This is a genomic window from Primorskyibacter sp. S187A (genome assembly GCF_049800955.1).
Classification (GTDB): Bacteria; Pseudomonadota; Alphaproteobacteria; order Rhodobacterales; family Rhodobacteraceae; genus JAKVBH01.
On sequence record NZ_JBNAGA010000001.1, the window covers coordinates 483,468 to 497,789 of the forward strand.

Annotated in this window: 11 protein-coding genes and 1 tRNA gene; 3 read left to right on the forward strand and 9 right to left on the reverse strand. The window is 61.2% G+C overall.

Annotated elements, in window-relative coordinates; all coding sequences use genetic code 11:
* Positions 1 to 14: 14 nt before the first annotated feature.
* A complete protein-coding gene (locus ACP15S_RS02490) occupies positions 15 to 3,221 on the reverse strand; it encodes a reductive dehalogenase (protein WP_425037997.1) in 3,207 nt (1,068 codons plus the stop codon).
* Between the two features lie 201 nt (positions 3,222 to 3,422).
* On the opposite strand from ACP15S_RS02490, the gene ACP15S_RS02495 reads away from it, so the two are divergent.
* Both ACP15S_RS02495 and ACP15S_RS02500 read left to right on the forward strand, forming a co-directional pair.
* Positions 3,423 to 5,066 (forward strand): sulfatase-like hydrolase/transferase, encoded by a 1,644-nt coding sequence (locus ACP15S_RS02495; protein ID WP_425039638.1) that lies wholly within the window; start codon positions 3,423 to 3,425, stop codon positions 5,064 to 5,066.
* 29 nt (positions 5,067 to 5,095) lie between these two features.
* Positions 5,096 to 6,115 (forward strand): amidohydrolase family protein, encoded by a 1,020-nt coding sequence (locus tag ACP15S_RS02500; protein WP_425037998.1) that lies wholly within the window; start codon positions 5,096 to 5,098, stop codon positions 6,113 to 6,115.
* Positions 6,116 to 6,134: 19 nt separating this feature from the next.
* Here ACP15S_RS02500 and ACP15S_RS02505 read toward each other — a convergent pair whose 3' ends face one another.
* The gene (locus tag ACP15S_RS02505; RefSeq protein WP_425037999.1) at positions 6,135 to 7,181 is read right to left on the reverse strand and encodes a Rieske 2Fe-2S domain-containing protein; all 1,047 of its coding nucleotides are present in this window, start codon (positions 7,179 to 7,181) and stop codon (positions 6,135 to 6,137) included.
* A 131-nt stretch (positions 7,182 to 7,312) separates the two neighbouring features.
* On the opposite strand from ACP15S_RS02505, the gene ACP15S_RS02510 reads away from it, so the two are divergent.
* A complete protein-coding gene (locus tag ACP15S_RS02510) occupies positions 7,313 to 8,200 on the forward strand; it encodes a LysR substrate-binding domain-containing protein (protein WP_425038000.1) in 888 nt (295 codons plus the stop codon).
* Here the strand turns inward: ACP15S_RS02510 and ACP15S_RS02515 are convergent.
* From ACP15S_RS02515 to ACP15S_RS02545, 7 genes are all read right to left on the reverse strand, one after another.
* Positions 8,163 to 9,323, reverse strand: a complete 1,161-nt coding sequence (locus ACP15S_RS02515; protein WP_425038001.1) for a hypothetical protein — start codon at positions 9,321 to 9,323, stop codon at positions 8,163 to 8,165. The two genes, ACP15S_RS02510 and ACP15S_RS02515, sit on opposite strands and share 38 nt — an antisense overlap.
* Before the next feature lie 102 nt (positions 9,324 to 9,425).
* The gene (locus ACP15S_RS02520) at positions 9,426 to 10,415 is read right to left on the reverse strand and encodes a hypothetical protein (protein WP_425038002.1); all 990 of its coding nucleotides are present in this window, start codon (positions 10,413 to 10,415) and stop codon (positions 9,426 to 9,428) included.
* A gap of 3 nt (positions 10,416 to 10,418) precedes the next feature.
* Positions 10,419 to 11,174, reverse strand: a complete 756-nt coding sequence (locus ACP15S_RS02525; protein WP_425038003.1) for an amino acid ABC transporter ATP-binding protein — start codon at positions 11,172 to 11,174, stop codon at positions 10,419 to 10,421.
* The gene (locus ACP15S_RS02530) at positions 11,171 to 12,049 is read right to left on the reverse strand and encodes an amino acid ABC transporter permease (RefSeq protein WP_425038004.1); all 879 of its coding nucleotides are present in this window, start codon (positions 12,047 to 12,049) and stop codon (positions 11,171 to 11,173) included. The genes ACP15S_RS02525 and ACP15S_RS02530 overlap by 4 nt, the downstream gene beginning before the upstream one ends.
* Before the next feature lie 7 nt (positions 12,050 to 12,056).
* Entirely contained in the window at positions 12,057 to 12,863 is an 807-nt protein-coding gene (locus ACP15S_RS02535; RefSeq protein ID WP_425038005.1) for an amino acid ABC transporter permease, read from the reverse strand.
* A gap of 21 nt (positions 12,864 to 12,884) precedes the next feature.
* On the reverse strand, positions 12,885 to 13,706 hold the full coding sequence (locus ACP15S_RS02540) for a transporter substrate-binding domain-containing protein (protein WP_425038006.1): 822 nt from the start codon (positions 13,704 to 13,706) through the stop codon (positions 12,885 to 12,887).
* Positions 13,707 to 14,218: 512 nt separating this feature from the next.
* Positions 14,219 to 14,292: transfer RNA gene (locus ACP15S_RS02545), tRNA-Cys, on the reverse strand.
* Positions 14,293 to 14,322: the final 30 nt, after the last annotated feature.

Genomic DNA, 14,322 nt, shown 5'->3' on the forward strand with positions numbered 1-14,322 from the left:
CTTTCCTCCCCCGCTCATAGATCAAGCACCAACCGGCCATCCCTGGCCGCGGCGCGGGATTGGCAAGTGATCAACTGTGTCTCGCGTTGGGCCTGCGACAAGACGAAATCGCGATGTTCCACCTCGCCCGCGATGACCCCGCATTTGCATACACCGCAAATCCCGTCGGCGCATTTGACATCGACATGCACGCCATTGGCCAGAAGAACATCGCTGAGCTCCTCATCCGCCCCAACGTTGAGGACCTTGCCCGACTTCGCAAGCTCAACACTGAAGGGATGGTTCACGAAATCGGGCTGCTCAGGCACGGAGAAATACTCCAGATGCCGCGCGTCCTCGGGAAAGCCCTGTCGTCCGGCGGCATCCATCACCGCGCTCATGAAGCGTTCCGGCCCGCAGGTATAGACATGCCAGCCGGGTTGGTAGCCTTGTAAGATGCCATCAAGATCAGCGCGCGTGCCTTCATCAGAGATATGATAGGTCACATGATCTGCCCAGGGCGCGGCGGCCAGATCATCGAGATAGGCGGCGCTGTCGCGGCGGCTTGCGGAGTAATGCAGCTCAAAGGGTTTGCCGAGGCTGTGCAGCCTGTGGGCGAAGGCGATCATGGGTGTAATGCCAATCCCGCCCCCCATCAGGAAGCTCTTGGAGGCCTCTTCCACCAGTTCGAAATGGTTGATCGGTTTGGACAGGAACACCCGGCGGCCTTCATTGAAGATACGGTGCATCATGCGCGAGCCGCCGCGCCCGTCATCCTCGCGCAAAACCCCGATCTGATAGGTGCTTCTGTCGGCGGGGTCCCCGGACATCGAATATTGCCGCAGAAACTCAGGCGTCACGACGACGTCAAGATGCCCGCCTGCGGTCCAGGGAGGCAGGGGGCTGCCGTCCCACGCTTCAAATTCGAATTTGGTGATGTCCGCGGTCATGGGTTCAACCTTGCTGACACGCGCCATGAGGACAGGGGCGTCCTTGAAGTCCGGCGTTTCATGGGCCAGCCCGCGGGTCTCGCCCCGGGCCAGACGCGCGCGGTACTCTGCCGCGGAGATCATCTCGCGGTAGGCCCGGATCCCGGCCTCGCGATCCATCGGGAAGGGATAGGGCCAGGGCCAGGGCGTCAGGTTGGCGGGATAAACCGCGAGGGTCTGGTCTTCGTGCCGAACCTGCAAATCGGGCTGGATGTCCCGCCTGTTGACGGGCGCTGCGGGCTCTTTGTAGCCGCCGTCGTCCTTCAGTTCGAGATCCCACCACCATTTCTTGGCGTCATTCACGCCGCCGTTGCCCAGCCGATCGTCAAGCTTGGCCAGCCACGGCGCGGCCTGCGGCACATGCATTGCGGCCCAGCGGAAGGGTTTTTCCTTGAAGATGCCCTCGAGGTTCCAAGGACAGGTCTTCATGCAGCGCCCGCACATCGCACCGCCTTCGGTTGTGATGCGGTAGGTCGTGCATTTCTGGCTGTCCGATTTCCAGATCTCGTAGCCATTGAACATGCGTTTGGGGCCCGCCGTGATCGCGCCTGCGGGGCATTCGCGCGCGCATTTGTTGCAGCTCTCGCAAAAGGATTGCAGGCCAAAGTCGATGGGCTTGTCATGGGCCAGCGGCATGTCGGTTGTGACTGCGCCGGATTTGAGCCGCGGGCCTAAAAGCGGGTTGAGGATGACCTCCCCAATCCGGCTGACCTCGCCCAGCCCCGAGAGCAGCAGGAGCGGCGGCTGCAAGACCTCGCCATCCATGACCGAATGGGCCTTGGCCTTATAGCCCAGATTGCGGATGTGTTTGGCTATGATTCCGCCCAGAAGCGAGAAGCGCAGATAGGCGCGCATGCTTTGGGCCACGCCGATCCAATCATCCCCGGACGCGCCCTCCATCGTTTCGTAGCCCTGATCGATGATCATCGAAATGGCATTGTCATGGGGCGGATCGATGGGCGCGCCAGTCGCATCATGGCTGTACCACGCCCAGTCCGGGCAGCGCGAAATCCCAACCGCATCAACGCCCAGAAAATAGCTGGCAGCTTTCACATTGGCGGCATTGCGCTCAGGGTCTGAGGGGCGCTCAAACCCCGTGGCGCTCTCGCCATCCTGCAACAAGACAAAGGCGCCCAGCATGCGGCGTTGAGCAAAGGCATGGGCGCTTTTGCGGGCATACCAGCCCCCCGATGCGGCGCGTTGCTGTTTCTTGCCCAGATCGCCAAATTGCGCCCGCGCGAACATGTCGGCCCGTTTGGGCACGCGGGCCACCCGGGCCTCGTCGATATAAGTCGTGGGTGTGTCCACGCGTTTGAGCGTCTCGAAAGCATGGGCCCCGTCCATGTAGCGACGCTTGCGATAGGGATCGCGATTGAACGCGCTTTTCTGGCTGCCTTTGCCGATCCACCAGGCCAGATCGTTGGGCTGGGTGGCCCAGTCGGCCAAAGGCGTGTCGCAGGCCATGTCCATATTGGTCGTCACGACGGCGAGGCTGAACCGCTCATGGACGAAAGGCGCAAGCAGACGGCCCTGATCCACGCAGGCCACCCCGGCGGCAACGGCCAGTTTGCCCAGATCCACATCGGAGGCGCTGGCAGAATGGGCGCGCGCGCTGAAGCCCAGAAGATGCAGGTATTCGGCCAGCACCACGGCGGTTTCCGTGGCCCGCAATGCGGCGCGGTGATCCTGAATGTCCATGATCCATTCTGTCCCCGCCTCGCTCTCGCCCGGGGGGCGATGATGCTCGACAAGCAAAACGATGGCGTGGCTATGATGATCTATCGGCCCCAAAGGGGCTTCAATGGACTCGCGCAGGCTGGCCATGATCTCGTCAATACCCGAGGCCAGTGTTTTGGTCTGCTTGGTGCGGATGTCATGGGCCAACCGGTCAATGCCCGCGTTGCGGATGGGGGTCTCCAGATGGGCCGTGGCGGGCAGCGCGCAGATACCAATCATCGCGCTGTCCTGAAAATAGCCAAAGGCCTTCATATGCCGGGCGCGTTCTGTGGCATCTTTGGGTGCGCTGGAGGGGGTGGGGTTGACGAGACCGTCGCGGATCGCATCCATCATCGCCTGATATTCGCCCATGGCATTGACGAGCGAATGAGGCGTTTTGATATCCGCGAAATCGAGCGGCACCATCGGCGGCACCTGCGCCAGATCAGGCATCGTTGTGCGCCGTTTCAGCCGCTCCAGCGGATAAGGGCCCAGATGGATCCCCCGATCCTTGGTAGAGAAAAAGCGCATGCCCATGCCTGTTGGTCCCGCAATTCGTGGTGCGCGCATATTGGCGGGACAAGGCCCGGGTGAACAGAGGCTTCTTGCGTGGCACGGGGCACAAACCTGGAGGCAGGGTTCTGGACAAAGCCATGGCATTGCCTCGCCAGATCGGCCACGCTTGAACGAGATTCGACGCACGGCGCGACGCTGTGAAAACGGGAGGCCGAGGTGGGCATCAACATCCTCTTTGTCATGTATGACCAGCTGCGCTTTGACTATCTGTCCTGCGCGGGCCATCCCCACCTGCACACGCCCAATTTCGACAAGGTCGCGGCCATGGGTGTGCGGTTTACCGAGAGCTATGTGCAATCGCCCATCTGCGGCGGCTCGCGGATGTGTTTTTACACAGGCCGCTACGCATCGAGCCATGGCGCCCATTGGAACGGCTTTCCCCTGCGCGTGGGGGAGATGACGCTGGGCGATCACCTGCGCCACAACGGCATGGGCTGCTGGCTCATCGGCAAGACGCATATGGCGGCGGATTCAGAAGGCATGGCGCGGCTGGGCCTCAGCGCGGATACGGTCATCGGCGCGCGTCAGGTTGAGTGCGGCTTTGATGCCTGGATCCGCGACGATGGACTTTGGGCGCAAGGACCAGACGGTTTTTATGACGCGCGCCGCTCGCCTTACAACGAATACCTCAAGGACAAAGGCTATCCCTCCGACAATCCATGGGCGGCTTTTGCCAATGCCGGTGTCGATGGGGACGACAACATTGCCTCGGGCTGGATGTTCAAGAATGCCGACAAGCCCGCCAATATTCGCGAGGAAGACAGCGAGACACCCTGGCTGACCCGTGAGGCCATTGCGTTCATGGAGCAGGCCGAGGGCCCGTGGTGCGCCCATCTGAGCTACATCAAACCCCATTGGCCCTATATCGTGCCCGCGCCCTATCACGACATGTTTGGCCCCCAACACGTGCCACCCGCCAAGCGCCATGCTGTCGAACGGGAGGATCCCCATCCGGTTTACGGGGCCTATATGGAGAACAAGATCGCCGCCGCTTTCGGACGTGACGAGGTGCGCGAGAAGGTGATCCCGGCGTATATGGGGCTGATCAAGCAATGCGACGATCAGCTGGGCGTGTTGCTCGATTACCTGGAGCAAAGCGGCCAGATGGCGCAGACCATGATTGTGCTGACCTCCGATCACGGGGATTATCTGGGCGATCATTGGTTGGGCGAGAAGGATCTCTTCCATGCCCAATCGGTCAAGGTGCCCATGATCATCTATGATCCGCGCTCCGAGGCGGATGCCACGCGCGGGACGACTTGTGATGCGCTTGTGGAAAGCATCGATCTTGCGGCGACTTTTGTGGAGGTCGCAGGCGGCGCTGTGCCGGATCACATAATTGAGGGGCGCTCGCTGCTGCCGTGGCTGCGCGGCGAGGTGCCGGACTGGCGCGATTTTGTAATCAGCGAATACGATTATTCCGCCACACCGCAGGGCGCCAAGCTTGGGCTTGCGCCGCGCGATTGCAGGCTCTTCATGGTCTATGATGGGCGCTACAAGCTCATGCATGCAGAAGGCGGCTTGCGGCCGATGCTCTTTGATCTTGAGGCTGATCCCGATGAGTTTCACGATCTGGCCAAAGGGGACGCGCATGGCGCAGAGATCGAACGGCTCTACGGCTGTCTCGCCTCCTGGGGCCGTCGCATGAGCCAGCGGGTTACGAAATCGGAGGCGGAGATCATCGCGGCGCGGGGCAAGTCCGCGCGCAAGGGTGTTCTGCCGTTTCTCGTGGATGGCTCGGAGGTGCCCGCAGAGCTGACAGAAGCGTATCGTGGCCCCGCCCGGGCGAGATATACGTCTGATTGAGGCGCGCAGGAGCAGAGGCGGGGGCAGACATGGATCAGATCACCGAATTCATCGACATGCATGCGCATTACTACGGTGGTGGCATTGTGGAGGCGTTGGAGGCGCGCAAGGCCCGGCCTTTTCTGGAGCCCGCGCCCGGCGGCGGGCGGCAGATGGTGGCGATGAACGGCGCCTTTCCCTTCACGGAGGCCTACTTTGATCCCGAGGTCGGCTTGGCGGAGATGCGGGCGGGGCGCCTGACCCATCGCCTGTTGACCTTTCCCGGCGCGCTGGGGGTTGATCTGTTGCCTGCGGACGAGATCGCGGCCGACATATCGGCCTTCAACGATCATCTGGCCCAATTGCACGCGCAGACAGACGGCGCGTTGATCGGGCTGGCGGGCGTGCCACTGGCCAACATGGCCCTGGCCTGCGCCGAGCTGCGCCGCATCCGACGCGATCTGGGCTTGCCGGGGGTGATCCTGCCGTCGGATTATTTCAACACCCTGGAAGACCTCGAAGAGATGCGCCCGCTTCTGGAGGCCGCGCAGGAATACGGCTGCCATATCATGCTGCATCCCGGTCTCAAGGTGGGCGCTGAGCCGCCGCCACGTCCCGCCGATTATGTGCAATACCGGCTCTCGGCAGTGGATCTGCAATCCAGCGCCTCGCAGGTCGCGCTGACGGTGATCCTGTCGGACATGTTGGAGCTCTACCCCGATGTGAGCTTTCAGATCGTCAACCTTGGCGGGACCTTGCCGTTCATCTTCGAGCGGCTGGAAAGCATCGCGCGGCACCGCAATCCCGATGCGCCTTTCCCGACCGAGCGGCTGCGGCGGCTTTGGTATGATTGTGCCTCGCTGGGCCCGCGCGCCCTTGAAGCGGCCGTAAAGCTTCTGGGCGCGGACCGGATCATGCTGGGGTCGGACTACCCCATCTTCAAGGATGATCCCGTGACCCATGCGTTGGAGCCCGCCGACCTCACCCTGGAGGAGAAAGCGCTCGTTGCCTCAGGCACGGCGCGCGCCCTCTTTGAGAGGTTGGAGCGGCTGCGCGCCGCTAAGATCTGACGCGCGTCCCGGCGCAGGGTCAGGACGGCGCTGCGGCTTGGTTCTCATGAACCTCCGCATCGATCATCATCTGCAATGTGCGCCGGAAGGTCTTCGCGCCCAGATCAAGCCCAAGATCGATATTGGGCGTGGCCTTTGCCGCCATGCCTTTGTGCACCGCCTCCAGAACCACTTTGTCTTCGTTGAATGCCATGAGTGCGCCCGCGTTCATCTGTTCTGATATGGCCTGATCCTGCGGATCGGTGTTGCGGTGCTGGAACCAGATATATTGCGTATTGTTTTCGTCGATGGGCGTCATGAAGTTGTACGAAATATTGACGTAGGTCTTCTCAACGGCCGGTTTGCCCGGCCCGCCCGTGCCCGCAGGCGTATAAACCGATTTGTTGAGCGCAATGGCCGGGACGGACATCTCATAATGCTGCAACCGGTCGCACAGGCCCTCAAACCGCACCAGTGACGCGTAATAGGGCGAGGGTGGCTGGCCATAAATCCAGCGGGACACAATCACGCCTGCATCGGTCTTCGCCATCTCAAGCGGCTGATCATCGGTGCCCGAGCCGCCAAAGGACGACACATGCACCCAGGCCACATGGCTGGGATCGAGAAGATTGTCGGCCACCCAGAGGTAGTTGCACGCAATCGGCAACATGCCGCCATCGGTGTAGCCCCATGCGGGATTGTCGAAATTCTCGATCTCATAGATCTCATCGGGATTGGCGCGCGCGGGATCGCCCATCCAGATCCAGAGCAGGCGATAGCGATCAACCACCGGATAGGATTTCACCACTGCGCGCCGGGGCGTCATGCCGCGCTGCGTGGGGCTGTCGATGCAGCGGCCTGAGCCGTCAAAGGTCAGCCCGTGGTAGCCGCACACGACATGGTCTTTCTCGATCTGCCCCATGGAGAGCGGCAATTTGCGATGTGGGCACGCGTCCTCCAGCGCGACAGCGGTGCCGTCGGATTTGCGGTAGAACACGATGTTTTCGCCCAAAAGTGTCTGGGGCTTGAGCGTGTTGGTATAATCCTTGCTCCAGCCTGCAACGTACCAGCAATTTCTCAGATACATCCGGTGCACCCTTTTCTTGCAAATGAGGTCTTGTTCCTATCCTAGTGAGCGGGCGCGCTTCTACCAGTGCGGCGCGGCCAAAAAATCGCGGAGCGATCGGGGTCGGCGCGCAATGGCCAAGGATCATGGTGATGCTCAGAACTCTTCCCTTCGGTGCCTTGCGAACGCTTGAGGCCGTGGTGCGCTTGCGGGGCTTCAGCCGCGCGGCGGAAGAGTTGAATGTCACACAAAGCGCGGTCAGCCAGCATGTGAAGCAGCTGGAGGACTGGCTTGGGCTGCCGCTCCTGACGCGCCGGGGCCGGAGCGTTGCGCCCACGGAGGCTGGCGTTCTGTTGGGTCAGGCCGTGCGTGAAAACTTCGAGGCGTTGTCGCAGCTCTGCGATGATCTGCGCCGCCAGAATGCCACGGCCCCCTCGAGCATCCTTGTGGCCTCTCCGCCGGGTTTTGCCTTCCTGTGGCTTCTGCCGCGTCTGCTGCGTTTTGCCGAGCAACATCCCGATGACGTGGTGAACCTCTCGACTGATCCGCAATCGCGTAATGTGCATCGGGGGGAGGCAGATATCGTGATCCACTATGGCACCGGCGGCCCGCAGGACCTGCATGTCGAGCATCTGATGGCCGAGCGCATGGCGCCGGTTTGCGCCCCCGATCTGGCTGCCCGCGTGAGCGCCGTGGCGGATCTGGCGCAGGAGGTGATCCTGTTGGACCGGTTGGACGATGGCTCGACGCGGACAAACTGGGAGATCTGGGCGCAAGGCGCGGGCGTCAACCTGCCCCGATTTCACACGACGCGCACCTTTGGTCAGGCCAATCTTGTCATCCAGGCTGCGATTGACGGCCATGGCTGGGCCATGGGGCGCGCGCCGCTGGTGCAGGATGCGCTCGCTTCGGGCAAGCTGGTGCAGCCTTTTGGCTGCATGGTGGATGCGCCTCTGGGCTATTGGCTGTTGTGCCGTCCCGAGAGTTTGCATCAAAGCACGGTCACGCAGTTTCTAGAGTGGCTTCGCAGCGAGGCGTAGGGGACGCCGGCGCAGGCCCATGCAGGCGCAACCGACCGTCGTGCGCGAGGCCAATGTCCCGGGCCGGATTGGCGAAGATCGCCGCCATATCCGGGGCGCTGTCCAGAAGGGCGGCCCCGCCGGCAAGGCGCTCAGGATAAAGACGGCCGCTATCCCAGACGGGGATGCCGTCCAGCGTAATTGTTGGATCAATCACATTCAGTGAGATCTCGCCAGGCGGGTAATCCCCGCAGGTGTGGATATGCAGGATGCGCGGGTTGCCAAAGGCCCCGCCGCTCCAACGTTCCGTACTGGCGCCCGCAAACGCCCCGTAGCGCAGGCCAGGGTGAATTCCGGCGTGCCAGGAATGCACGTGGTTGCCATCGATCCCGTAGGACTCGGAGACACGGCGGTAATGGGCCCTGGCGGCCTCCACATCCCGCGCGGCGCCGTCAAATCCTGTGATCCGATTGCCCTCGAAAGTGATCGTGACCGGCGTGTCAAAACCGCAGGCATAAGGCGTGTAGTAATGCGAGCCGGTGCCCGTCAGAAAACCTGACTGCACGATGCGGCCCGAAAAGCCTTGTGCGGGGACAGGTGCAGCAATCGAGACGGGAAAGCGCTTGCGCGTTGTGTCTGCGCCCTCACTGGGAAAGCGCGGGCGGGTGCCGATCATATGAGTGCCCAGCGGGCAGGTGATCTCGATGCGTGCGGCGCGGGCCATGGCGGCGTTGATGAGCCCGCGCAACCTGTCAAACGCGCCGTAGGACACCTGTCCGAACGGGGAGGCGAACATTGCGCGATCAAGCGCGTAGCAGATGATCTGGGTCTTGCTGGCGTCCTGAGTTCTGTAGCGGATTTGATCGCCTAGGCGGGCGAGAAAGATCGTGCAATCCGCGCGGGCCATCTTGGCGCGCAGGACTGCGTCCGGATCGCGGACATCGCAGCTCAGGGGGACGCCATGGTTCTCGACGCGGTAGCCTGCTTGAGCGGCATAGGTGAACAGATCGGCCGACAGCTGGGGATCGTAATACCCGTCTTGCTCCGTCTCGTAGACCAACAAAACGCGGTCACCCGGCCGACATTCGGCGCAGTTTTCAAAAAGGTTTCGCGCGCTGCGCGCAAAGCTCGCATCAAGCATCATATGTGGTCCCCTTGCGGGCACAACGACCCGCTAGGTCAAATCGATACCACGTCAAGGCAGGGCCGCATATTAGTTTGATATTATGATATGTATTAGCTTGACTTATGATGTTTTGAGGACCATCGCCACGCGCTCTGCAAAGCCCACCTGACCACGCCAGACCCGCATGACAAGGATACCCTTTACTGCGGAGGCGATCGGCATGGGGGGCTGCGACAGATCCGCGAGGTCATGCAGGACACCGACGATATCGCCCACATTGACATGGTCTTCAGGCTCCATGCGGGGTTCAAAGAGGCCCGTTTTGGGCGCTGTGAGGATATGGTCCGGGCCGGGCAGGGTGGCAAAATTGGCCGAGGCCGAGGGGGCGTCTGTGTCGCCTGACAACATGCCGAGGTGGCGCAGCACTCCATGGGTGCCTTTGTGGGCCAGTTGATTTGTCCGCCGGTCCGTCCCGCCTGCGCCGCCCAGTTCGCAAGCCATCATCGCAACGCCCGCGCGGGAGGCGGCGGCATTGACGGAGGTGGAGCTGTTCATCGCCCCCATCTGCCAAATGAGCGGCAGGCCAAAGGCCCGGGCCAAGGCCCGGTTGACCTCCGCTTCATCAGGGCCCACGTTGATCATCGCGACAGGCGCGAAGAGGGAGGCCTTGCCGCCTGCATGAAAATCAATCACCGCATCGCTTTGCGGCAGAATAACCTCCTCAAGCCAGCCTGCGATGGCCTGGGTCGGCAGGGCCTGGCGGGGCGTGTCGAAGGCGCGGTTCATATTGCCGCCGTCCAGTGGCGAGCATCGCGCCGCGGCATCAAAAGCGGGCGTGTTGAGGGCGGGCAGGGCGATGATGCGGCCCGTCAGCTGCCCGGGGTTCAGTTCATGAAACAGGCGCGAAATGACCGTGGGCCCTTGGTATTCATCCCCGTGCACGCCGCCGATGAGTGTCAGCGTCGGGCCGGGCGCTCCGTTCAAAACGCCAATGGGCCCGCGAAACCCGAAAGGATGCGCGTCGCTTGAATGGGCCACGTGGTAAGAGCCCGCGTGGCGCCCCGGCGCTGTCAGGTCAATGTCGAGGGAAATGTCGCGCGGTGTGACCATGGGCTAGTGCTGAATGATCTTGGTCAGGAAGTCTTGCGTGCGGGCGTGCTCGGGGTTGCTGAAGAACCGCTCCGGCGTGGCTTGTTCGACGATGGATCCGTGATCCATGAAAACAACCTGATCGGCCACGGATTTGGCAAAGCCCATCTCATGGGTCACGACCAGCATGGTCATCCCGTCCCGCGCCAGATCGATCATCGTGTCGAGCACTTCGTTGATCATCTCCGGATCCAGCGCCGAGGTCGGCTCATCAAAGAGCATCACATCGGGGTTCATGCAAAGTGCTCGCGCAATGGCCACGCGCTGTTGTTGCCCGCCCGAAAGCTGGCTTGGATACTTGTCCGCCTGCTCAGGGATGCGGACTTTGGCGAGGAAATGCCGCGCGCGCTCTTCTGCCTCGGGCTTGGAAAGTTTGAGCGCCTTGAGCGGGCCAAAACACAGGTTGTCCAGAACACTCATATGGGCGAAGAGATTGAATTGCTGAAAGACCATGCCCACGCGCTGGCGCAGCTTGTGGACGTGCTTGTCATCGGCATCGACGCGCGCGCCGCCCACGTGGATGTCACCGCCCTGATAGGCCTCCAGCGCATTCACGCAGCGAATGAGCGTCGATTTGCCAGACCCTGACGGCCCGCAGATTACGATCTTTTCGCCCTGTTGCACCGTCAGGTTGATGTCCTTCAGCACGTGGAAATCATCGTACCATTTATTGACGTCTGTCAGGGCGATCAGGGGCGGGCTCAAACGTGTGTCTTTCATGTTTTTCGACCCTGTTGTGTGATCTCAAGCCGGCGCGAATAGGCAGAGAGCGCGTAGCAGATGATAAAGTAGACGATGGCAACGGTGATCCAGACCTCGAAGATTCGCCCGCTGGAGACGACCATCTCACTGCCTGCGAAAGTGAATTCCTGAATGGAGATGACCGACATGATGGACGTGTCCTTGATCAGGGTGATCAACTGCCCAACCAGCGGCGGGACGGTTTTCTGCAAGGCCTGCGGCAGAACGATGTAGCGCATTTCCTGGAACCGGGTCACGCCGACCGAGCGCGCGCCCTCGCGCTGATCGCGGCCCACGGACTCGATACCCGCCCGGAAGATTTCCGAGACATAGGCCGCCTCAAAAAGCGACAGACAGATGACGCCCGCAATCAGGTTTTCGATAAAGATCCTGTCGCCAAAGAAAAATCCCACCACCGCACTGTCCGACTGGCCCAGCCATTGCGCGAAGCTGCGGATGCCCAGCACAGGGAAGATCATGTCGGAGACGAAAAAGTAGAAGATGAACAGAAAGACGAGCGGCGGGATGTTGCGGACGAATTCCACAATGAGCCGCGCCGTCCAGTTCATCCAGCGCCGCTCTGAGACCCGCATCAGAGCCAGCCCCATGCCGAGGATGATCGACAGGATGGCCGAATAGACCGCGATGCGGATCAGATTGAAGAACCCGATCAGAAGGACGTTTTGCTGATACCCCGTCTCGGGATCATGGTAGACGAAGAAGGAGGGAATGCCGCTCCAATCCCAATCATAGTTGATCTCAAAGGCGAGCTGATACCACACGGCGCCCAGAAACCCTGCGGCGAGCGCGAGAATGATATAATCGCCGGTCTTGAGGTCCTTGAAATAGCGCATCGATTCCTCAGCGAGCGTAGAAGCGTTTGGTCCGGGTCTCGATGATCGAGGCCAGAATGGAGAGCAGCGTCGTCACGACGAGGTAGATACCTGCGACAGCGAACCAGACCTCGAAAACCATGAACGTCTCGGCAATGACATTGCGGCCTTCGTTCGTCAGATCGAAGATCGCAATGACTGAGACAATGGCGGAATGTTTGACGAGGTTGATCATCAGGTTCGTCATCGCAGGCAGGATGAAGGGCACCGATTGCGGGATGACCACATGAAACATGACCTGAAGCGGCCGCAGACCGATGGCTTTGGCCGCCTCTTTCTGGCCGCGCGGTACGGCCTCAATGCCGGATCGATAGATCTCGGCCGCGAATGCTGCTTCATAAATCGCCAGCGTCGCCACACCGGCCCAGAAGCGGTTGAGCCCAAAGACCGGCGCCAACACGAAATAGATCAGAAAGAGCAAAACGAGGATCGGGATGTTGCGCACAACCTCGATGTAGATCCGCGCAATGGCCCGTGCCGTGACAAGCTTTGAGGCGCGCATCATGGCTACCAGAAATCCGCCAATCGCGCTGATCACGATCGCATAGGCGGAAATCTCAAGCGTGGTGAAAAGCCCTCGCAAAAGCGGGCCCGCAAAGTATTGCCCATTGTGCTCGATATAGACGTAGCGCCACAGCCTGTGCCACTGCCAGTCATAGCTTTGCTGTTCGAGCACCCAGAGCATTCCGTAGGCCAGAAGCCCGAAGATGCCCAAGAAAATGGCCACGTCCTTGGCATTGCGCTTGAGCGCGGTATGCAGGGAGGACGTGGCCATAGGTCGTTACCGATTGAGCGCTTATTCAGGAACCTGATCGCGCCAATCCTGGCTGCCGTACCAGTAATCGCTGCGCTCTTGCAGGAAGCCACTGCGCATGCTGGTGCTGATCCAGTTGTTCAGGAAGTTCAGCGTATCGTGGTCGCCTTTCTTGATACCCATGCCAACTGTGGCCAGCGTCAAAGGCGCGTCGAAGGGGCGAAACAGCGTGTCGGGGTTGTTGGTCGCGGCAAAGGCAGGCTTGGGGGCCGACGTGATCCACATGGCGACATTGCCCGCCATCAGCTCCTGCTCGATCACGGCTTCATCGTCATACTGGCGCAAGGTGGCCAGCGGGAAGAACTGCTGGGCCGCTTGCACAGAGACCGCACCACGGCGCACACCGATGACCGTTCCGGGGTTGTTGAGATCATCAACCGAGGATCCTTCCGAAATGAGCTCGCGATTGGCCACAACGTCCTGTCCCAGCCCGCTGTGATAGGATTGTGTGAAGTTGATGCGCAGGTTGCGCGCCGGCGTGACCGTCATGCCGCCGATGATAAGATCGAACTTGTCGGTGAGCAGCGCAGGGATAATCCCGTCCCACGCCGTGGGGACAAGCTCCAGCTCGACGCCCATATCTTCGGCAAGTTTCGTTGCCACATCAACTTCATAGCCGATGTATTCGCCGGATTTGGACCGGAAGGCCCAAGGAACGAAGGACCCCACGCCCACGCGCAGCGACCCGCGATCCACGACGCGTTCGAGCACCGTTTCTTCTTGGGCCTGGGCTTCAGGCGCGCCAGCAAACGTCAGGCTCAGCGCCGCCGCCAAGGCTACGGCGCAGGTCTTGAATAACGTCATATTTCTCTCCCGTCAGGTTTTCTTGCGTTAACCACTGATGAGAAGGCTAGGGTGTTCTCTCAAAAACGCCAGCTAAAGTTGTGCGACATGCCGTCTTGCGACCTTGGTGCCGAAGGTCGCAGCCCGCGCGTGCAACGCGTTTAACCGTGCCCTGCGCGCAACACGATCCTGGTGCGCGCAAAGACTGACGTGGATGTGCCGCGGGCCCGCAGGCGGCGACAAACAAAAAGCTGGTGTGCTGCCCATAGCCCTCGCGACGCGTCTGAGAGGAGACGAACAGGCCTGATTGGCATGGCCACCAGCTCTTGGCCGAGGCGCGTCGGGTGCCGCCATCAACGCGGCATTCCATCGTGAGTTGGGGCTGTCACCGAAGCCGCGACGGGCTCTTCCGTCATCTCAATGATGTGTGCCGCACCCAGCTCACGCGGTTTGCGCTGTGGCTCAGCAAGCATTGAAGGAGGCCGCGCCGCGTTGGGGCACAAGAAGGAGATAGCTAAGTGTTTGGAATTAAATGGAGGCGAGTACCGGAATCGAACCGGTGTACACGGATTTGCAATCCGCTGCGTCACCACTCCGCCAACTCGCCGCCAAGTGGGTATAGCGCGATTATCCGATC

Coding starts and splice junctions, on each gene's coding strand:
- ACP15S_RS02490 (WP_425037997.1), bottom strand. CDS start 3,221: ATGGGCATGCGCTTTTTCTCTACCAAGGATCGGGGGATCCATCTGGGC.
- ACP15S_RS02500 (WP_425037998.1), top strand. CDS start 5,096: ATGGATCAGATCACCGAATTCATCGACATGCATGCGCATTACTACGGT.
- ACP15S_RS02505 (WP_425037999.1), bottom strand. CDS start 7,181: ATGTATCTGAGAAATTGCTGGTACGTTGCAGGCTGGAGCAAGGATTAT.
- ACP15S_RS02510 (WP_425038000.1), top strand. CDS start 7,313: ATGCTCAGAACTCTTCCCTTCGGTGCCTTGCGAACGCTTGAGGCCGTG.
- ACP15S_RS02515 (WP_425038001.1), bottom strand. CDS start 9,323: ATGATGCTTGATGCGAGCTTTGCGCGCAGCGCGCGAAACCTTTTTGAA.
- ACP15S_RS02520 (WP_425038002.1), bottom strand. CDS start 10,415: ATGGTCACACCGCGCGACATTTCCCTCGACATTGACCTGACAGCGCCG.
- ACP15S_RS02525 (WP_425038003.1), bottom strand. CDS start 11,174: ATGAAAGACACACGTTTGAGCCCGCCCCTGATCGCCCTGACAGACGTC.
- ACP15S_RS02530 (WP_425038004.1), bottom strand. CDS start 12,049: ATGCGCTATTTCAAGGACCTCAAGACCGGCGATTATATCATTCTCGCG.
- ACP15S_RS02535 (WP_425038005.1), bottom strand. CDS start 12,863: ATGGCCACGTCCTCCCTGCATACCGCGCTCAAGCGCAATGCCAAGGAC.
- ACP15S_RS02540 (WP_425038006.1), bottom strand. CDS start 13,706: ATGACGTTATTCAAGACCTGCGCCGTAGCCTTGGCGGCGGCGCTGAGC.